Source organism: Acidimicrobiales bacterium, from assembly GCA_030747595.1.
Classification (GTDB): domain Bacteria; phylum Actinomycetota; class Acidimicrobiia; order Acidimicrobiales; family MedAcidi-G1; genus UBA9410.
The window spans coordinates 266,752-285,883 of record JASLKK010000001.1; the positions used below are offsets into that span (position 1 = coordinate 266,752).

Genomic DNA, 19,132 nt, shown 5'->3' on the forward strand with positions numbered 1-19,132 from the left:
TGGAAGGCTGGTCGACAGGATGGCGGGTTCAGGAGCCGGCGCTGCAGCCGTCGGGCGTGGAGCCCGGATTTCGTAGCTCAGCCAACGAGCCCCAGAGGTGGGTGGCGCTGACCGGGCCCATGTGGTGGTCGCGGACCACGCCGAGGGCATCGGCGATCAGCACCATGGGAACAGCGTCGACGGCATACCGGTCGTGGATGGCCCGGTGGGTTCCGACCTCCACCTCTTGAACGGCGACCTCGGCGCTAGCCAGGGGAGAAGCGGTGGCCATCACCGATTCGCACGAGTCGCAGGTAGCCGAGGTGAACACGGCGACCAGCCAGGCCACGTCGGGTTGCTCAAAGTCGTCGCGGTCGAGTTGTTCGGGAACCGTCCAGCCGGTCCGGACCGGTGCATCGGGTCGACGTCGTTGCAGCAGCCGTGCGGCGATGGCGGCAGCTGTGGCCACCACGACGAGCAGGATCAGGCGGTCCATGGAATCAGTCGTCGGTCGGGCTGGGCCTACTCGACGGTTGAGTGGTCACCGAGGGTCGGGTCCGCGGTGAACGGCGCCTCATCGGAGGGTTCCGGGTTACCCGGAGACGAGCCAACCGAAGGCGGGTCGGTAGCGCTGCCGGGTCGGGCTGCGGCGGTCACCAGCCGGCCGACCTCTTCACCGCTGATCGTCTCGTGCTCGAGCAGTGAGCGGGCGATTAGGTCCAACGCGTTGCGCTGCTCGGTGAGCAGTTGACGACACCTTGCCTCCTGATCGGTGAGGATCCGCTGGACCTCGGTGTCTATGAGGTGGGCAGTCTCGTCGCTGTAGTCGCGAGTGGACATGAGGTCGTCGCCAAGGAACACCTGGCCCTGGCTGCCCCACGCCATGGGTCCGACCAGTTCACTCATGCCCCATTCCCGGACCATCTTGCGGGTCGTCTCAGTCGCCTGCATGAGGTCATTGCCTGCTCCGGTGGAGGTCACTCCGAACACCAACTTCTCGGCCATCCGGCCTCCGAGCAGGATGACCAGTCGTTCTTGGAGGTAGTCGCTCCGGTAGGTGTGACGGTCTTCGGCAGGCAACTGCATGGTCACACCCAGGGCCATACCGCTGGGGATGATCGTCACCTTGTGCAGCGGATCGGCGGTGGGCAGCAACGCGGCACAGAGGGCGTGTCCTGCTTCGTGGTACGCGGTGAGCTCCTTCTCCTTGTCCGACATGGCCATCGATTCGCGCTTCTGGCCCATGATGGCGCGGTCGCGGGCCTCCTCGAAGTGGTTGGCGCGAATGGCGTCGTCTCCGTTACGGACGGCGATGAGTGCCGCCTCGTTGACAAGGTTGGCCAGGTCGGCGCCACTCATGCCGGGTGTGCCCCGGGCCACCAGATCCAGTTCAACGTCGTCGTGGATGCGCTTTCCCTTGACATGGACCTCGAGGATCTGCCGGCGATCGTCCAACTCAGGTAGGGGCACGACCACCTGACGGTCGAACCGGCCCGGGCGGAGCAGGGCCGGATCAAGGATGTCCGGTCGGTTCGTCGCTGCGATCATCACGATCCCTTCGCTTCCCTCGAAGCCGTCCATCTCCGACAGCATCTGGTTCAGCGTCTGCTCGCGTTCGTCGTGGCCACCGCCCAGCCCGGCGCCCCGCTTACGACCGACCGAGTCGACCTCGTCGATGAAGATGATGGCCCGCCCCATCTTTCGGGCCGACTCGAAGAGGTCCCGGACCCGACTGGCGCCCACGCCCACGAACATCTCCATGAAGTCCGAGCCGGTCACCGAGAGGAAGGGGACCTCGGCCTCGCCGGCCACTGCCCGGGCGATCAGGGTCTTACCGGTTCCGGGTGGTCCGACGAGCAGCACGCCCTTGGGAACCCGGGCGCCTATCTCGGCGAACTTCTCGGTTTCGCGAAGGAAGTCGACGACCTCACGGATCTCCTGCTTGACGCCGGCGTACCCGGCCACGTCGTCGAAGGTCGTGCCCGGCCGTTCGGTGGTGTAGGTCTTGGCCCGCGATCGCCCGATCGACATCATGCCGCTCATCTGTCCCTGGGCCCGACGGTTGATCCACCAGAAGAAGAGGATGATCAGGCTCACCGGGAGCAGGAGGGGCAGCCAGGTCTGCAGGAACCCGGGCTGGGGGGTCTCGAATCGCACGACGGCACCGCTGTCGGCCAGCAGGCGACGGTCGTCGATGGACAACTCCAGCGGTCCCGTGGTCTCGAACGTGGCGCCCGCATCGTCGATGAAGGTGATGCGACCGGTCTGGTTGTCGACAAGTACGTCGGCCAGCTCGCCAGCGGCCACGCGGTCGAGAAAGAGGTCGTAGGCCACCTCGTCGGCACTTTCCGACGAGATGAGGCCAGGCAGGATCAGAGCGGTGGCCACCAGCCCCATGACCAGCCAGACCCCCCAACGGGGCCAACCCTGGTCCCTCTTGGGCTGCGGGGAGGGGCCCGAGGGCCGTTCGGATCTATCCGCCATGACGTTCATCGTACGGGGGCCCTGCGACGCTCCGACCGTCGGCGGCCCGTTGGTGGCCCGTCGGTGACCGGTAGTGGCCCGTCGGTAGGGTGCGCCCGATGGAGGGCCCGACGGAAGGTGAGGTGGTCGCGTCGTCGCGTCCGTCCGTCGCCTGGGGTCTGGGCCACGTGGCGGTCGGATGGGTGGTCGGCCTGATAGCCACCGTGGCGGCCCTGGGCGTGGTCGTGGCCATCGCGGGTGACGAAACGGCCAAGGATCCCAGTCTGGCCGTGGGAGCGCTCATCCAGGGTGCCCTGTACGTGGGGTTGGTCGGGGTCCCGGCGTGGCTGGTGATGGTCCGCGGGGTCAGGTGGGCCGACTTCGGCTGGGCCGGGCCAGGCCGGGGCGGTCACTGGCGAGACGCCTGGCACGGCCTGATCATCGGCGTGGTGGCTCAGGTGGCAGTCGTCCCGGCCATCTACCTCCCGATCCTTTTGCTGACCGACGACCTGGATATCTCGGGGCCGGCCCGTGAACTGGTCGACCGGGCCGACGGGCTCGGCATTGTCCTGCTGGTCCTGATGGTGGTGGTGCTGGCCCCCGTGGCCGAGGAACTTTTCTTCCGCGGGATGGCGCTTCGGGCGTTGGAGGCACGGATGGCCCGACGGATTGCACTGGTCGTCTCGGCTTCCTTCTTCGGACTGACCCACTTCCAACTCCTGCAGCTTCCGGCGCTGATCATGATCGGGTTGGTGTGCGGATGGTTGGCCCAACGCGACGGGCGGCTGGGCCGGGCCGTATGGGCCCACGTGGGCTTCAACGCCACCACGATCGTGATCCTGTTGGCCGGATGACCGAGATGACCGAGACGCCAATCCCGGAAGGATCGCCCGGAGGACCGGGAGAGGCCCCGGACAGCGGGCCCGACGAGACGGCCAGCCCCGTGGCGGCCCTGATCCGACGGGTACCGCTGACCCGCTGGGTGGACCTCCTCATCGTCCTCGGAGGCGTCTGGTTCGTGCTCTGGGTGGTGAATCCGGACGGCGTACTGTTCACCCGCTCTACCCCCACCGGCGGCGACCTCGGCGCCCACGTGTGGGGGCCGGCATTCCTCCGCGACGAGTTGCTGCCCCGGTTTCGCCTGACCGGATGGACACCTGACTGGTACGCCGGATTCCCCGCCTACCACTTCTACATGGTGGTTCCCATGCTGCTGGTGGTGGCCGTCGACGTGGGGTTGGCCACCCCGTTGCTGGCCGTGGTGCTGCCCGTCCTGCTGGCCGCCGGGGTGGTGGTGCACCGACACCGCCTGCCGGGCTGGCCGGTGCGGCTGGGCCTGCTGGCCGCGCTGGTGGTCCTCGTCGTGCCGGTCCACTACGGCATGGCCGTCAAGTGGGTCACCGTGGCCGGCCTGGTGGTCATGCCGGTGGCCGGATGGGCGGCCGGTCGACTGGCCGGGCTCCCGTTCCCGGGTCCCGCGCTCACGTCGGTAGCCACCCTCCCGTTCCTGTTCGACCAGTCGTTCAACATCATGGGCGGAAACCTGATGTCGACCATGGCGGGCGAATTCGCCTACGCCCTCGCCATGGCGGCCTGCCTCGTGTACCTGGGCCTCCTAGTTCGGGGCATGGAGACCGGTCGGGGCCGCGCTCCGGCAGCCGCCGTACTTGCGTTGACCGGACTGTGCCATCTGCTGGTGGCGTTCTTCGCCCTGGTGGCGTCGCTGGTTGCCTTTGCTCTGCGTCCCAGTCGACAGGCCCTGCGGTGGTTGGTGACCACCGGTCTGGTGTCCGGGCTCTGCGCGGCGTTCTGGGTTCTGCCGTTCTGGTGGCGTCGGGACCACCTCAACGACATGGCGTGGCACAAACTCACCCGCTTCCGGTCGTACCTCTGGGACCGGGGTGACCTGGCCGCCGACTTCCTGAGCAATGATCCACCGCTCCAGCCGGCCATCGTGCTGGCCGTCGTGGGCCTGGTGCTGTCGGTGGCCTTCCGCCGACGCTTCGGATTCGTCCTGGCCGGATCGGCGGTTCTGCTCGGACTGGCCTTCGTGCACCTGCCGGAGGGCCGCCTCTACAACGGCCGGATCCTGCCCGCCTACTACCTGAGCATCTACCTGCTGGCCGCGGTCGCCCTGTCGGAGGGACTGCGCCTCGCGGGCCGACTACTCGACGGAGTCCGACGATCTGCCACCGGACGGCCGGGCCGTCTGGTGGCCGGGGGAGGGGCCGTCGCCGTGTTCCTGGCGGTGGTGATCCTGCTCGGGATGCCCCTGCGGGTCATGCCTGGTGGGTCCATGGACGGCAACACCTACCGGTGGATGGGCATGGAATCGACCGAACTGAACCTCGGTCGGCCGTGGGTCCGCTGGAACTTCGAGGGCTACGAGGCCCGGGTCGGCGACTCGTCGGGTGGTGGCTGGGAGGAACAGCGGGAGTTGGCCTCCACCATGGAGAACCTGGCCGACGAGGTGGGTTGCGGCCGTCTCATGTGGGAGTACAGCAGCGACCTGGTTCGGTACGGGACGCCCATGGCCCTGATGCTCCTGCCTCACTGGACCGACGGTTGCATCGGTTCCATGGAAGGCCTCTACTTCGAGGCTTCGACCACCACGCCGTACCACTTTCTCGTCCAGTCGGAACTCTCGGAGGGGCCGTCGCGAGCCCAGCGTGGCCTTCCGTACCGGGGCTTTGACCTAGACGCCGGCGCGGACCACCTCCGGCAACTCGGCGTACGGTGGTACTCGGCCTTCTCGGAGCGGGCCGTGCGCGAAGCGAGGGACCACCCGGGCCTGGTCGAGAAGGCGTCCAGCGGGCCGTGGACCATCTTCGAGGTGGAGGGCGCCGAAGCCGTGGTGGCCCTCGACGTGGAGCCGGCGGTGTTCACCGACGTGGATCACGAGAGCTGGCTGGATCCGTCGGTGGAGGTCTTCCAGCAGGGTTCGACCGCTGTTCCGCGAACGGTCGGTGGCCCCGGGTCGTGGCAACGAGTGGAAGCCGGAACCGAACCGGAACGTCGGCCGCTGCCCGCTGTCGAGGTCACAAACGTCGTGAGCGGGGTGGACTCGGTGTCATTTCGCGTCGACCGGGTCGGCGTACCGGTGCTAGTCCGCACGTCCTATTTCCCCAACTGGAAGGTGGAGGGTGCCGACGGTCCGTGGCGGACCACGCCGAACCTGATGGTGGTGGTCCCGACGTCCGAAGACGTCCGTCTGACCTACGGTCGAACGCCGGTCGCTGTGGTCTCGGTCCTGTTGACCCGCGTCGGACTACTGGCCCTGGTGTCTCTGGCCCGCCGGTCGGCCGTTCCTTCTGAACCGGCAACACCGGAGAACGCATTGTTCGACGTAGCGGCCGCTGGCCCCGACGGTGACCGGCGGCTGGACCGATGGGTGGATCGCCGGGTAGCCAACGAGCCTTCGGAGGAACCGGAGAGTTCGGAGTCGGCGGCCGGGGAGCACGGCGAGTCATGAGGGAACGTCTCCGTCGGTTTGCGGTCGTCGGCCTGGTGGCAACGACGATCGACGTCGGCCTGGCCGTCCTCCTGCTGGGAGCTGGTTGGTCTCCGTGGTCGGCCGATGTCGTGGCTCTGGGTCTGGCCGCCGTGGCAGCCCGCCTGCTGCACCGGTCGGTGACGCTTCGCGACGACCCGTACGCCCGCTGGATCCGCCTCAAGCGGGTCTTCGTCACGGTCGTCGTGGTGGCCGGGCTGGTCGATCTCGCCACCCTCACGGCCGGTCGAACCCTGTTGGACGGAACTGACGCCGGTGGGTCCGAAGATTGGCGGATCGACCTCGCTGCCAAGCTGGTCGCCGTACTGGTGGCCGGCCTGGTGCGAGCGGTGGCCTACCGGGCGTTCCTGTTCCGCGTGATCCGGCGGGAACAGGACCATCCGTCGGAACGACCTCCTCCGGCCGGTGACGTGCGGGTGACCGTCGTGCTTCCCGCCTACCGGGAGTCCGACCGGATCGCCGAGACGGTCGCCCGGGTGCGAACTGAGCTAGCCGTCGCGCTCGCCGAGGCCGATGGTCAGACCGAGGTGGTGGTCAATGACATCGAGGTAGTAGTGGTCGACGACGGATCGCCGGACGACACCGCGACGGTTGCCGAGGCAGCCGGAGCAGATCGGGTGGTCCGTTTGGATCGCAACCAGGGCAAGGGCGCAGCCGTGAGGGCTGGGGTCGCCGTCGCATCGGGTCGCACCGTGGTGTTCACCGACGCCGACCTGGCATACGGGCCCGCTCAGGCCGCGGCACTGGTGGCCCGGGTCGAAGAGGGATACGACCTCGTGGTGGGTAGCCGGCGACACACCGACACCACCACTCTGGTGCGGGCCGGCCGCCTTCGCGAGGTGGGTGGCCGGTTGGTGAACCTGACCACCCACGCATTGCTGCTAGGGCAGTACCGCGACACACAGTGTGGTCTCAAGGCCTTCCGGGCCGACGTCGCCCAGCCGCTCTTCGAGGCGTCGGTGCTGGGTGGCTTCGCCTTCGACGTCGAGTTGTTCCACCTGGCCGAGCGGTGGCGCCTCACCCTGGCCGAAGTGCCCGTAGAGGTCGAGAACTCGGAGCGGTCCACCGTCCGGGCGGTCCGCGACGGCTTACGCCTGGTCGCCGACCTCGTCCGCGTCCGCCAGCGGGCCCGACGCGGCGACTACCCCGAGGCGCCGACCTTTCGACCGCCGGGCAACAAGACCCGACTTTCAGAGACCCCTATTTTCAAGGCATACGACATCCGTGGACGGGTGCCTGAGGAGTGGGACGAGTCGGTGGCCGAAGCCATCGGCCGGGGGTTCGCCAACCTGGTCCGACGTCGGGAACCCGAGAGCACTCAGGTCGTCGTGGGCCGCGACATGCGTCCCAGCGGCGTGTCCCTGGGAGCGGCCCTCATCCAGGGGATCACTGGTGAGGGCCTCGACGTCGTCGATGTGGGCCTGGCATCCACCGACCTCGTCTACTTCGCGTCAGGCCACCTCTCGTCGCCCGCCGTGGTGCTCACAGCCAGCCACAATCCAGCCGGCTACAACGGCATGAAGTGCTGCCTCTCGGGCGCCGCCCCGCTGGGCTACGACAACGGCCTGAACGAAGTGGAGGCCGACGTCCTGGTCGGAACTCCACGAGGTGAACCGACCGGTGGCCCGCCGGGCAGCGTCCGCACCCTGGACATGCTCGACGTCTTCGTCGAGCATGTCCGGTCGTTCGCCGACCTCTCGGCACTACGACCGCTACATCTCGTGGTCGATACGGCTAACGGCATGGGAGGCCTGGTCGTTCCGGCGGTGTTGGACGGCCTCCCGTTCACGGTGGACCACCTCTATCCGGAACTGGACGGGACCTTCCCCAACCATCCCGCCGATCCGATCCAGCCGGAAAACCTCCGCGACCTCCAGGCCCGGGTGCTGGCCACCGGCGCCGATCTGGGACTGGCCTTCGACGGTGACGCCGACCGGGTCTTCCTGGTCGACGAACAGGCCCGCCCGATCTCGGGGTCGACAACCACCGCACTGGTGGCCCGGGGGGTCCTACGGCGTGAACCCGGTGCGACCATCCTCCACAACCTCATCTGCTCGAAGGCCGTGCCCGAAGTGGTCGCCGAGGAGGGAGGGGTCGCCCTACGGACCCGGGTCGGCCACTCTCTCATCAAGCAGGCCATGGCCACCGAGGGGGCGGCCTTTGCCGGCGAACACTCCGGGCACTACTACTTCCGCGACAACTTCCGGGCCGACAGCGGGATCATTGCCGTCCTTGTCGTCCTCGAGGCCCTCTCCACCCACGGCGGACCGATGAGCGACCTGGTCGCCCCCCTGGAGAGGTATGGGGCATCTGGCGAGCGCAACACCGAAGTGGATGACCCAAAGGAGGTCATCGAACGAGTGGCCGCCCACTACCGCACCGAGGCCCCCGAGGCCGACCAGGACCGCCTCGACGGGTTGACCGTCGACTTCGGCGACTGGTGGTTCAACCTGCGACCCTCCAACACCGAACCGCTCCTACGTCTCAACGTTGAGGCGGCCAACGCCGAGGCGTGCGCGGTCCGGGTCGACGAGGTCCAAAGCCTGTTTACCTAGCGGCATCCCGGTGAACGGAACCCTTCCAACAGTCGCCGGGCGGGTGTCACCGCTGTCGCGACCAATAGCCTGAGGCAATGATGTCTGGCCTGACGAAATGACGCTCGATCCGAAGCTCCTAGAGATCCTTGCCTGCCCGGAGGACAAGGGCCCGCTGCTCTGGTTCGCCGACGAGGACGCGTTGTACAACCCCCGACTGCAGCGCCGGTACGCGGTACGGGACGGCATCCCGGTGATGCTGGTCGACGAGGCCGAACAGGTCGACGACGCCGAGCACGACCGGCTCACCGCTCTGGCGGCCGCCGAGGGCATCCAGCCGACCTTCGGGGACTGACCTCCCCGGTCACGACCTGGCCCCGTCTGCACGCCCTCTTCTCTACGGCCTGTCCGGAAGCGACCCATGGACCTGCTCGACGGTGTGATCCGGTCCTACGACTGGGGATCCACCACCGCGCTGGCCGACCTGCGTGGCGTCGCTCCCAGTGGCGTGCCGGAGGCCGAGTTGTGGTTCGGCGCCCACCCGTCTGGCCCCTCGACCTTCCGCGGCGACGGTCGCGACGTGACGGCGGACGAGATGCCGTTCCTGGTCAAGGTGCTGGCCGTGGAGCGGCCGCTCTCTCTCCAGGCCCATCCCGACCAACAGGCGGCCGTGGTCGGACACCGGCGAGAGGACGAAGCCGGACTGGCGACCGAAGATCCTCAGCGGTGCTTTCCCGACGCCTGTGCCAAACCGGAGATGGTGTGTGCAATCGGGCGGTTCGAGACCCTCTGCGGGTTCCGGCCGGTCGACGAGGCGGTGGCCGCGGGGACGGCGCTGGGGCTACCGGAAGCGGTCGTCGACGCCATCCGGCGGGTCGACTGGCCAACCGTGGTGGCTGCCGTCCTGGCGTCCACGCCCGATGACCTAGCGGACCTTCTCTCGGCCGCCCACGGGATCGCAACCAGCGCGCCGTCCAGTGAGGCGCACCGCCCTGCCGCCGAGATGGTTCTGCGGCTGGCCGAACTGCATCCGGGAGACCCCGCGCTGTTGCTCGTCCCGCTGCTACGTCATCTGGTGCTAGCCGACGGTGATGCCCTGTTCGTGGCTCCCGGTGTCCTGCACGCCCACCTCTCGGGACTGGCTGTCGAGGTCATGGCCGTCTCCGACGACGTGGTCCGGGCCGGGCTAACCAGCAAGCACGTGGACCCGACCGCTCTGGCCGAAGTGCTCCGCTCCGACCGGGTCGACGTCGTGGAGTCACCGACCGGCCCGGTCCACCGGTACGCAGCCGGCCAGACGGAGGACCAGATCAGCGAGGTCGGCGCCGTTTTATGGCGGCTGGCCGGCGATGGGCTCGACGTCGACCTGTCCGACCGTCGTGGCCCCGAACTGGTGATCTGCACGCAGGGCACAGCGCTGATCGGTACGCCGGGCGACGGTCCCGATCTTGTCGTCGGGAGCGGTGAGGCAACCTGGATCGGACCGGATGACGGCCCGGCCCGGATGAGGGTGGACGGCACCGTCCATCGGGTGACCGTGGGGGAGGGTTGAGCAGTGCCACGAACGGGTGAATCTGGCGGGGAACATCTCGCAAAAGCGCACGCCTCACCGGACGGTGACTTGGCGCCCCCGACGGCATTGGTGCGCAAAGCCCGCCCGACGACCGGCCGACATCGGAGGTAGGGCTGGTCGCGCTCCGGGCCTGGAGTAGCGGGTGTGACACCCGGGCGATCCGATTCATCCGGTGGTGTCCGGTAGCCTGCAAATACCGTGGCTGCCTGAATTGGCGTCAGAAGACCCCAGCCCGGCTTCGTCCAGAAACCTGATCTCCCCATCGTCCGGGCTGGCCCTGACCGGTGGGTGGATCCGACCACATGGCACCTCGCGTGCCAGGGAGCCGACATGACCGCGTCCACCCCTTCGCTCGCAGACGACCACCGTGTCGCCGACCTTTCACTCAACGAGTTCGGCCGCAACGAGATCCGTCTGGCCGAACACGAGATGCCCGGCCTGATGGCCCTGCGTGCCGAGTTCGCAGATGCCCAGCCACTGGCCGGCGCCCGCATCACCGGATCGCTCCACATGACGATCCAGACCGCTGTGCTCGTCGAAACCCTGGTGATCCTCGGTGCCGAGGTGCGCTGGGCCAGCTGCAACATCTTCTCCACTCAGGACCACGCGGCCGCCGCCGTGGTCTGTGGCCCAGACGGCTCGCCGGACGACCTGCGTGGCGTACCGGTGTTCGCCTGGAAGGGCGAGACCCTAGAGGAGTACTGGTGGGCCACCCAGCAGATCCTCGAATGGCCCGACGGTGAAGGCCCCAACTTGATCCTCGACGACGGGGGTGACGCCACCATGATCGTCCACAAGGGCGCCGAGTACGAGGCGGCCGGTGCGGTACCGCCGGCCAGCGAAGACGACCCGGAAGAGTGGCAGGTGATCATCGCCACGCTGACCGCCTCACTGCTTGACGACCCACAGCGTTGGACCCGGATCGCCGCGGGCATCCGAGGGGTGTCTGAGGAGACGACCACCGGTGTGCACCGGCTGTACCAGATGAAGGAGGCGGGCGAGCTGCGCTTCCCGGCAATCAACGTCAACGACGCCGTAACCAAATCCAAGTTCGACAATCTCTACGGTTGCCGCCACTCCCTGATCGACGGAATCAACCGGGGCACCGACGTGATGATCGGCGGCAAGACCGCCGTGGTGTGCGGCTTCGGCGACGTGGGCAAGGGCTGCGCTGAGTCCCTGCGTGGTCAGGGCGCCCGGGTCATCGTGACCGAGGTCGACCCGATCTGCGCGCTGCAGGCCGTAATGCAGGGCTACGAGGTCAACACGCTGGAGCGTGTGCTCGACGAGGCCGACATCTTCATTACGGCCACCGGTTGCAAGGACATCGTCACCGCGGCACACATGGGCAAGATGAAGCATCAGGCCATCGTCGGCAACATCGGCCACTTCGACAACGAGATCGACATGGCCGGCCTAGCCCGTATGTCAGATGTCCAGCGCATCAACATCAAGCCTCAGGTCGACGAGTTCGTCTTCCCGGACGGGCACTCGGTGATCATGCTGTCCGAGGGCCGCCTCCTGAACCTGGGCAACGCGACTGGCCACCCCAGCTTCGTGATGTCGGCCAGCTTCTCGAACCAGGTCCTGGCCCAGATGGAACTCCACGCCAGGGCCGAGGCCTATGGAACCGACGTGGTCACGCTGCCAAAGGAACTCGACGAGAAGGTGGCCCGACTCCACCTCGACTCCCTTGGCGTGCGCCTGACCGAGCTGTCCGACGACCAGGCCGACTATCTCGGCGTGCCGGTCGACGGCCCGTTCAAGCCCACCCACTACAAGTACTGAGCCGCCCACCAGTTGGCCGGATGCCTCCAGGTACCGGGCCGTTGGCCGTTGGCCGTGCCGGACCTGTCCCCCTAGGCTTGACTCCCGTGCGGAGCGCGGTGCTGGGCCTGGCCGGAGGTAGTGGAGCGGGGAAGACCACGCTGGTCAACGGCCTCACGTCCCGCCTCGGCGACGACGCGTCGGTGCTGTGGTTCGACGAGTACTACCACGACCTCGCCCACCTGCCGGTCGAGCAGAGGGCCGTTGTCAACTACGACCATCCGGACTCGTTGGACGAGGCGCTGCTGATCGACCATCTCGACGGCCTGCTGGCCGGCCGGGCGGTCGACGTACCGATCTACGACTTCGCCAGCCACACCCGGACCGGGCGGACCCGACGGGTGGAGCCTCGCCCCGTAGTGGTAGTCGACGGGATCCTGGTCCTGGCTGTGCCGGAACTGCGGCAACGTCTCGACCTGGCGGTCTTCGTGGATGCGCCGGCCGAGATCCGGCTGGCCCGTCGCATGGATCGAGACGTGCGTGAGCGTGGGCGAACAGCGGCCATGGTGCAGTCCCAGTTCGAGGCGACCGTGGCGCCCATGCACGAAGCGTTCGTGGGACCGAGTGCCTTACACGCCGACCTGCATATGGACGGCACAGCAGACATGGTTGCGAACCTCGACACGCTGATGGGCGCGGTCGAACACCTGCATTCCAGCCACATGCAATCCAGCTAGCAGCGCCTCGGGCTGCGGGATGGGGACTTCACCGGGACGCTCGCACCTCGTCCGTCGCGTCCGGCCCATGACGGGCGAGGATCAGGTGTGGATGTCAGGGGACCCGGCGCCGGCAGTCGGTTCGTGCCGGGGTGAGGCCAGTCACCTCGTGCGGGCGTCGAGGCTCGTTGGCGACCCGCCCGCCTCGACGGGCTTCCGGGAGTACGGACCCCGGTAGATTCCCTCACCGTGAACGAGACCACCGAACCCGTCGAGGAAGAACCCGTACCCGCCGACGGTGACGTTCGCGACGCACTTCCCGACGACCTAGACGCACGTGGTGCCGGGCTGGTCGGGCCCTACGTATTCCCCGACAACGACCGGCGACGGATCCCCGGGTTCATCTACCTGGTGTTGGCCGCGGTCACCGTTTGTGTTGCCACGCTGGCTGAAGGCTCGCCGCTGGTCGATGGAGGACTGGTCGCCGGAGCCATTGGCCTCGCCCTGGTGGGCCTGTACCACCTGCAGGCCGGCTGGAGCCTCAAGATCGACGAGGCTGACGCGCTGGTGGCGGCCGTGCGGGCCGTGGGCTTCCCCGTTGGTCACGCATCGGCCCAGATGGCCTGGCGCGGCCTACGGAGTCGTCCAACGTGGCGGGTTCTCGTGTATTCGAACGAATCGCCGCCCGAACGTCGCGGCCTGGTATTCGTCGACGGCATCGACGGCGAGATGGTTGCCGCCCACGTCGAGGACAATCCCGAAGACTGGTCCTGACCCGGCACCGAACCTGACGTGGTGGCCGATCCGTCATGCCCGGAAGCCCGCCGGTACCCCGAGGGTCGACCGTGACTCCGGTAACCTCTCGAGGTCTGGGACCCGCCGGGTCCAACAGGAGCAACCATCATGCTGGACGGCAGTTGGCGCACCGTGGTGGATCGCGGTCTCACGCCCATTGGTCAGAGCCTGCAACGGGCCGGGATCTCAGCGGACGTCGTCACGGTCGTCGGCATCCTCATGGCGTCCGGGGCCTCGGTGGCCATTGGCATGGGCAACTTGCGTCTCGGATTCATGCTGCTGGTGCTGACCGGGGTGCCCGATGCACTCGATGGGGCAGTGGCCAAGGCCGCAGGAACGGCGTCATCCCGCGGCGCCTACTTCGATTCCGTGGCCGACCGGCTCACCGACGCCCTCCTCTTCGGTGGCGTGGCGTGGCATCTGGCCACCGTTCGCACCGACCGGATGATGATGTTGCCGGTGGCCATCATGGCCACGGCCATGTTCATCTCCTACCAGCGAGCCAAGGCCGAGTCGCTGGGCTACGACGCCAAGGGCGGGCTCATGGAGCGCGCCGAGCGGTTCATCGTCCTGGCCTTCGGTCTGCTCTTCTTCGAGATCCTCGTTCCCGTGCTCTGGGTGATGCTGGCGCTCAGCCTGGTTACCGCGGTGCAGCGGTTCGTGAAGGTGTGGCGTCAGGCCACCGCAGACCGGGAACTCCCGGCAGGCGGTTGGCCCGGCCGGCGCCGGCAGCTGCGGATGGAGCGTCGTCGACGTCACGGCGCCCCCACTCGGCCGAATCGCCACTGACGCCTCCACCTTCCGGTTGCTCATGACCCGGGGAATCGTCAATGCCTTCCGACTTGCTTCGGTGGTCGCGCGCGTGGTCCCTCCGGCGATCTCGTTGCCCGTTGCCCGGATGGTGGGTCGTATCGCCGGCTACCTCGACAGGGACCGTCGTCGACTCGTTGAACGCAACCTGCGTCGGGTTCGTGGGCCGGAACTGACCGGCCGCCAACTGCGGCGATCAGTGGACCTGGTGTTCGCCTCGTACGCCGACTACTACCTCCAGAGTTTCCGGCTGCCGTCAATGAGCGCCGAGGAGATTGTGTCCGGCTTCACCGAGGAGGGCTACGAGCGGATCGCCGAGGGGCTCGAGGCCGGTAACGGCGTCATCATGGCCATGCCACACCTCGGTAGCTGGGAGTGGGCTGCCCACTGGTTGACCCTCCACCACGGCGTTCCCGTGGGGTGCGTGGTCGAGTCGCTCGAGCCGCCGGAACTCTTCGACTGGTACCGGAGCTTCCGGGCGTCCCTTGGGATGAAGGTGGTGGGCCTCGGCCCGGGTGCCGGCACCGAGACCATGGCCATGCTCCGCGAGAACCGGGCGGTGTGCCTGCCCAGTGACCGGCATGTCGGTGGCTCGGGCGTGGCGGTCGAGTTCTTCGGCGAGGTCACGATGCTGCCCGCCGGTCCGGCCACCCTGGCGCTGCGCACCGGGGCCGTCCTGTTGCCCATTGCCATCTACGACCACCCGGGCGGCTGCCACGGCGTGGTTCGCCCACCGGTAGCGGCCCAACGCGAAGGTCGGCTACGTGACGATGTGGCCCGGGTGACCCGGGCGCTGGCCGCCGAACTGGAGGTACTGATCGCCGCCGAGCCCGAGCAGTGGCACCTCCTGCAACCCAACTGGCCGTCAGATCAGGAGGATTCGGCATGCGAATCGGCCTGATCTGCCCGTACAGCCTGACGGTGCCCGGGGGAGTCCAGGGGCAGGTCCTGGGTCTGGCCCGGGTGCTGCGGGCCGCAGGCCATCCCACCCGCGTGCTGGGCCCCTGCGACGGTCCGCCGCCCGACGCCGGTGTCACCCCGCTGGGAGACAGCCTTCCAACGGCGGCCAACGGTTCGATGGCTCCCATTGCCCCGGACGTGTCGTGTGCGCTTCGCACCATTCGGGCGCTGCGTGATGAGGAATTCGACGTGCTCCACCTGCACGAGCCGTTGGCCCCCGGGCCGACCACCACGGCTCTCTTTCTGGCCCAGTCGCCCATGGTGGGGACATTTCACGCCGCAGGCGGGAGCCTCGCCTACGACCTCCTGAACCGCCCTGTCCGTTGGCTCAGCAGGCGAATGGACCGGGTGTTCGCCGTGTCTGATGATGCGGCCGCCATGGCTCGGGACTCACTGGGCGGGGATTACGAGGTCCTGTTCAACGGGGTGGAGGTCCGTCGGAGCCGGGAGGTCGCTCCGTGGCCCACCGAAGGCCCTACCGTCTTCTTCATCGGACGTCACGAGCCCCGCAAGGGCTTGGCGGTACTGCTGGACGCCATGGCCGGTCTAGGCGCCGACGTTCGCCTCTGGGTGGCCGGCGACGGTCCCGATACCGACGAGCTCCGAGCCCGGGTGGCCGGCGACGCCCGGGTCCAGTGGCTGGGCCGAATCTCCGACGAAGAGCGAACGGCGAGGATCCGCGGCGCGGACGTCTTCTGCGCGCCGTCGCTGCGTGGCGAATCGTTCGGCGTGGTGCTGCTCGAGGGGATGGCATGTGAGACCCCGGTGGTAGCCAGCGACATCCCGGGCTACGCCAAGGTGGCGCGTGGTGGTGACGATGCGCTGCTAGTCCCCGCAGGCGATGCCGAGGCGCTCGGCGCGGCCATCGCCAAGGTCCTCGCGGAACCGGCCCTCGCCACCCGGTTGGTGGTCAGCGGGCGGGAGCGAGCAGAGGAATTCTCGATGCATCGGCTGGCCGACAAGTACCTAGAGGCCTATTCCTCGGTGGCCGGCGCGTAACATGCGGGTCGGCCATCTGGTCCGTGTTGACCTTCGCTAGTCCGGCCATCAGTTCCTGAACAACATGTCCCGCCCCCGAACCAATCGAAGCCACCGTTCGCCCATGTCGCTGCTACGCCACCCGATCCTCGTGCCCGCCCTGCTCGTCAGCCTCTGCCTGATGGTCGTGGTCGCCCTGATCGGCCTCCCGCTGCCCGTCGCCGCCGTGATCGGCGTCCTCGTTGGGACAGGCATCACGGTGATGGTGACTCGACGGGCCGAGGGCATGCTCCGACGCACCATCGGTGCCCGGACGGCCCATGCCGGTGAGTTCCCCCGACTGCACAACACCGTTGACGGTCTCTGTCTGACCCACGGGATCGACCGCCCGGACGTCTTCGTCCTGGATTCGCCGGCAGGAAATGCACTGGCCATGGCCGGGAGGGAAGGTGCATCGATCGTCCTGACCACCGGTGCAGCCGATCGCCTCACCCTCGTCGAACTCGAAGCCCTGGTCGCCCACCTGCTGGCGCGGTGTGCCGCTGACGAACTTCGTGGTGAGACCACGACAGTCGCACTCGGCCGGTTCTCCTTCGTGGGCCGGGGTATGGGCGGGTTCGGACGCTCGACGGCCGACGGCCCCGACCGCATGGTCCAAACGGACTTCGATGGCGCCGACCTGACCCGTTTCCCGCCGGGCATGCAAGAGGCGCTCCGAGGGCTGTCCGACCTCGGTGCGGCGGTCGATGCGCCGGCGTCGACGGCCCGGTTGTGGCTGCTGCAACCCGACGGCCGGACCGACGTGGCCACCGCGGACCATCCGGCGGTCGACGTGCGAATCGCCGCGTTGGCTGAGCGGTGATGCTCCTACGAGGCGTCGCCACGCCGCGACCCGGCGTGGTCACGATGCGGTTGGGATCGCCTCTCCTCCGGGTCGGCCTGCTACTTGGACTGCTGGGCGCCGCCGGTTGCGGATTCGGGGGTGAAGCGAACGCCCCGGCGCCCACGCTGGGCACCATCGGGTCCACTGCTGTCGCCCCCGATGACACGTCCGCTACCGCCCCCGATACGGCCACCGATGGTGCCGCTGCCGAGGAGGAGTCGGGTGGCGATGCCATGCCGACCACCACGACCGGAATGCCGACCACCACGATCATCACGGGTTGGACCGGTGCGACCCATCCGCTCACCGGCCTGCCAGCCGTCGACGGGGTGGCCGACCGCCCGGCGTTGGCCGTCAAGATCGGCAACAACGACACCAAGTCGTTGCCGCAGATAGGCATCCAGTCCGCCGACGTGGTCTACGAAACGCACATCGAGAACGGGGTGACGCGCTTCCTGGCCATCTTCCAGAGCGAGGTCCCGCTCACCGTGGGACTGGTCCGGTCGGCCCGATCTAGCGACATCGACCTGATCGGCAACCTGAACCGCCCAGTCTTCGCCTACTGGGGCAGCAACCAGGGCGTAGGCGACGAGGTCGCCGAGGCGGAACGTCAGGGCACGTTCGTTCCCGTGAGCACCAACGGTGAGGGTCAGGCGTTTTTCTTCCGTGACAAGGCCCGGGGCGAAGCCCCCTACAACGGGTTCCTAGACGCTGCGGCGCTGGTGGCTTCGGCCCCTGGTGGCGCACCCGACGCCCTGTTCGATTTCGGCCCTTTGCCGTCCTCCGCGGTGACCACCAAGGGCATCGGATGGCGAACGCCCCGACGTGAGATCGACTGGGTCTGGGATCACGCCACCGCCCGCTGGCTGCGATTCCACCGCGGAGTGCCACTGCTCGACGAGACTGGCGTGCAGTTGGCCGCCGACAACGTGCTCGTCCTCTACGTGGACTACCGGACGTCAGATGCCGATCTGGAGTCGCCGCAGTCCATTACGACCGGATCCGGCGACGGCTGGTTGCTGCGGGACGGCACCATCACCGGCGTGACGTGGAGTCGACCGTTTATCGCCGACCGGTGGTCCCTGGCCGACGATGACACCGGCGACCGGGTGAATCTGCGAACAGGTCGCACCTGGGTGGCGCTGGCCCGACTGGGCGAGGGCATCCTGCTGGATCCGGAGCGCATTGCCGAACTTGTCGGCTGACCGCTCCGAAAACGATTCCGATACCCGCTCGTCGACCCACCCTTCCTAGACTCCGCGTCATGAGTGACGTGACCCGGTCGACCGGAACCCAGTTGGTAAAGCGCGGACTAGCCGAGATGCTCAAGGGCGGCGTGATCATGGACGTGGTCGACCCCGCCCAGGCCAAGATCGCCGAGGATGCCGGAGCGGTCGCGGTGATGGCGCTCGAGCGAGTGCCGTCCGACATCCGCCGGGACGGCGGTGTTGCCCGCATGTCTGATCCGGAGATGATCGAGGGCATCCAGGAGGTCGTGACCATCCCGGTGATGGCCAAGGCCCGCATCGGCCACTTCGCCGAAGCACAGATCCTCCAGGCGCTCGGCGTGGACTACGTCGACGAGAGTGAGGTCCTCACGCCGGCTGACGAGGCCCACCACATTGACAAGTGGGCCTTCGACGTGCCGTTCGTATGCGGGGCGACCAACCTCGGTGAGGCGCTGCGACGGATCTCCGAGGGCGCCTGCCTGATCCGGTCCAAGGGCGAGGCGGGTACCGGCAACATCGTCGAGGCGGTCCGCCACCTCCGGTCGATCCTCGGCGACATGCGTCGGATCACCCAGGCCGACCAGGCCGAACTGTTCGACTGGGCCAAGCGCCTACAGGCCCCGTTGCCCCTGGTGCAAGAGATCGCCGAGACCGGCGTCCTGCCGGTCCCCATGTTCTGCGCCGGTGGCATCGCCACGCCGGCCGACGCAGCATTGGTCATGCAGCTGGGTGCCCAGTCCGTCTTCGTGGGCTCGGGCATCTTCAAGAGCGACGATCCGGCGCCCCGTGCCCGGGCCATTGTCGAGGCGGCCACCAACTTTGAGGATCCGACCATGTTGGCCAAGGTCAGCCGAGGCCTTGGGAGCGCCATGCCGGGTCTGGAGATCGGCCAGCTGGAAACCCGCCTGGCTGATCGCGGCTGGTAGTCGACCGG

The 19,132-nt window shown here is 68.0% G+C and carries 16 protein-coding genes; 14 read left to right on the plus strand and 2 right to left on the minus strand.

Annotated elements, in window-relative coordinates; translation table 11 throughout:
• Positions 1 to 28: 28 nt before the first annotated feature.
• Positions 29 to 475: a hypothetical protein gene (locus QF777_01165; protein ID MDP6910160.1), complete on the minus strand. Its 447-nt coding sequence runs from the start codon at positions 473 to 475 to the stop codon at positions 29 to 31.
• 26 nt (positions 476 to 501) lie between these two features.
• A complete protein-coding gene (gene ftsH / locus QF777_01170) occupies positions 502 to 2,463 on the minus strand; it encodes an ATP-dependent zinc metalloprotease FtsH (protein MDP6910161.1) in 1,962 nt (653 codons plus the stop codon).
• Positions 2,464 to 2,561: 98 nt separating this feature from the next.
• On the opposite strand from ftsH, the gene QF777_01175 reads away from it, so the two are divergent.
• The 14 genes from QF777_01175 to pdxS all read left to right on the plus strand — a co-directional run bounded on the left by QF777_01175 (position 2,562) and on the right by pdxS (position 19,124).
• Positions 2,562 to 3,296 carry a CPBP family intramembrane metalloprotease gene (locus tag QF777_01175; protein ID MDP6910162.1) on the plus strand — a complete coding sequence of 245 codons (735 nt, stop codon included), beginning with the start codon at positions 2,562 to 2,564 and terminating at the stop codon, positions 3,294 to 3,296.
• A complete protein-coding gene (locus QF777_01180; protein ID MDP6910163.1) occupies positions 3,293 to 5,914 on the plus strand; it encodes a hypothetical protein in 2,622 nt (873 codons plus the stop codon). The genes QF777_01175 and QF777_01180 overlap by 4 nt, the downstream gene beginning before the upstream one ends.
• Positions 5,911 to 8,508, plus strand: a complete 2,598-nt coding sequence (locus tag QF777_01185; protein ID MDP6910164.1) for a glycosyltransferase — start codon at positions 5,911 to 5,913, stop codon at positions 8,506 to 8,508. The genes QF777_01180 and QF777_01185 overlap by 4 nt, the downstream gene beginning before the upstream one ends.
• A gap of 97 nt (positions 8,509 to 8,605) precedes the next feature.
• Positions 8,606 to 8,842, plus strand: coding sequence for a Trm112 family protein (locus QF777_01190; protein MDP6910165.1), 237 nt, complete (start codon positions 8,606 to 8,608; stop codon positions 8,840 to 8,842).
• Positions 8,843 to 8,908: 66 nt separating this feature from the next.
• Positions 8,909 to 10,039: a mannose-6-phosphate isomerase, class I gene (gene manA / locus QF777_01195; GenBank protein MDP6910166.1), complete on the plus strand. Its 1,131-nt coding sequence runs from the start codon at positions 8,909 to 8,911 to the stop codon at positions 10,037 to 10,039.
• Between the two features lie 351 nt (positions 10,040 to 10,390).
• Positions 10,391 to 11,848, plus strand: coding sequence for an adenosylhomocysteinase (gene ahcY, locus QF777_01200; GenBank protein MDP6910167.1), 1,458 nt, complete (start codon positions 10,391 to 10,393; stop codon positions 11,846 to 11,848).
• An 86-nt stretch (positions 11,849 to 11,934) separates the two neighbouring features.
• Complete coding sequence (gene udk / locus QF777_01205) at positions 11,935 to 12,564, plus strand: uridine kinase (GenBank protein ID MDP6910168.1); 630 nt, start codon at positions 11,935 to 11,937, stop codon at positions 12,562 to 12,564.
• 228 nt (positions 12,565 to 12,792) lie between these two features.
• On the plus strand, positions 12,793 to 13,317 hold the full coding sequence (locus QF777_01210) for a hypothetical protein (protein ID MDP6910169.1): 525 nt from the start codon (positions 12,793 to 12,795) through the stop codon (positions 13,315 to 13,317).
• A gap of 129 nt (positions 13,318 to 13,446) precedes the next feature.
• Positions 13,447 to 14,127 (plus strand): CDP-alcohol phosphatidyltransferase family protein, encoded by a 681-nt coding sequence (locus tag QF777_01215; protein ID MDP6910170.1) that lies wholly within the window; start codon positions 13,447 to 13,449, stop codon positions 14,125 to 14,127.
• A 22-nt stretch (positions 14,128 to 14,149) separates the two neighbouring features.
• Positions 14,150 to 15,049, plus strand: coding sequence for a phosphatidylinositol mannoside acyltransferase (locus QF777_01220; protein MDP6910171.1), 900 nt, complete (start codon positions 14,150 to 14,152; stop codon positions 15,047 to 15,049).
• Positions 15,034 to 16,107: a glycosyltransferase family 4 protein gene (locus QF777_01225; GenBank protein MDP6910172.1), complete on the plus strand. Its 1,074-nt coding sequence runs from the start codon at positions 15,034 to 15,036 to the stop codon at positions 16,105 to 16,107. The genes QF777_01220 and QF777_01225 overlap by 16 nt, the downstream gene beginning before the upstream one ends.
• Positions 16,108 to 16,210: 103 nt before the next feature.
• Positions 16,211 to 16,948: a hypothetical protein gene (locus QF777_01230; GenBank protein ID MDP6910173.1), complete on the plus strand. Its 738-nt coding sequence runs from the start codon at positions 16,211 to 16,213 to the stop codon at positions 16,946 to 16,948.
• Positions 16,948 to 18,174: a DUF3048 domain-containing protein gene (locus QF777_01235; GenBank protein ID MDP6910174.1), complete on the plus strand. Its 1,227-nt coding sequence runs from the start codon at positions 16,948 to 16,950 to the stop codon at positions 18,172 to 18,174. The genes QF777_01230 and QF777_01235 overlap by 1 nt, the downstream gene beginning before the upstream one ends.
• Positions 18,175 to 18,233: 59 nt before the next feature.
• Positions 18,234 to 19,124 carry a pyridoxal 5'-phosphate synthase lyase subunit PdxS gene (gene pdxS, locus QF777_01240; GenBank protein MDP6910175.1) on the plus strand — a complete coding sequence of 297 codons (891 nt, stop codon included), beginning with the start codon at positions 18,234 to 18,236 and terminating at the stop codon, positions 19,122 to 19,124.
• Positions 19,125 to 19,132: the final 8 nt, after the last annotated feature.

Excerpts from the sequence above, each read along its gene's own strand:
- QF777_01165 (MDP6910160.1), bottom strand. The coding sequence starts at position 475 with ATGGACCGCCTGATCCTGCTCGTCGTGGTGGCCACAGCTGCCGCCATC.
- ftsH (MDP6910161.1), bottom strand. The coding sequence starts at position 2,463 with ATGGCGGATAGATCCGAACGGCCCTCGGGCCCCTCCCCGCAGCCCAAG.
- QF777_01175 (MDP6910162.1), top strand. The coding sequence starts at position 2,562 with ATGGAGGGCCCGACGGAAGGTGAGGTGGTCGCGTCGTCGCGTCCGTCC.
- QF777_01180 (MDP6910163.1), top strand. The coding sequence starts at position 3,293 with ATGACCGAGATGACCGAGACGCCAATCCCGGAAGGATCGCCCGGAGGA.
- QF777_01185 (MDP6910164.1), top strand. The coding sequence starts at position 5,911 with ATGAGGGAACGTCTCCGTCGGTTTGCGGTCGTCGGCCTGGTGGCAACG.
- QF777_01190 (MDP6910165.1), top strand. The coding sequence starts at position 8,606 with ATGACGCTCGATCCGAAGCTCCTAGAGATCCTTGCCTGCCCGGAGGAC.
- manA (MDP6910166.1), top strand. The coding sequence starts at position 8,909 with ATGGACCTGCTCGACGGTGTGATCCGGTCCTACGACTGGGGATCCACC.
- ahcY (MDP6910167.1), top strand. The coding sequence starts at position 10,391 with ATGACCGCGTCCACCCCTTCGCTCGCAGACGACCACCGTGTCGCCGAC.
- QF777_01215 (MDP6910170.1), top strand. The coding sequence starts at position 13,447 with ATGCTGGACGGCAGTTGGCGCACCGTGGTGGATCGCGGTCTCACGCCC.
- QF777_01220 (MDP6910171.1), top strand. The coding sequence starts at position 14,150 with ATGACCCGGGGAATCGTCAATGCCTTCCGACTTGCTTCGGTGGTCGCG.
- QF777_01225 (MDP6910172.1), top strand. The coding sequence starts at position 15,034 with ATGCGAATCGGCCTGATCTGCCCGTACAGCCTGACGGTGCCCGGGGGA.
- QF777_01230 (MDP6910173.1), top strand. The coding sequence starts at position 16,211 with ATGTCGCTGCTACGCCACCCGATCCTCGTGCCCGCCCTGCTCGTCAGC.
- QF777_01235 (MDP6910174.1), top strand. The coding sequence starts at position 16,948 with ATGCTCCTACGAGGCGTCGCCACGCCGCGACCCGGCGTGGTCACGATG.
- pdxS (MDP6910175.1), top strand. The coding sequence starts at position 18,234 with ATGAGTGACGTGACCCGGTCGACCGGAACCCAGTTGGTAAAGCGCGGA.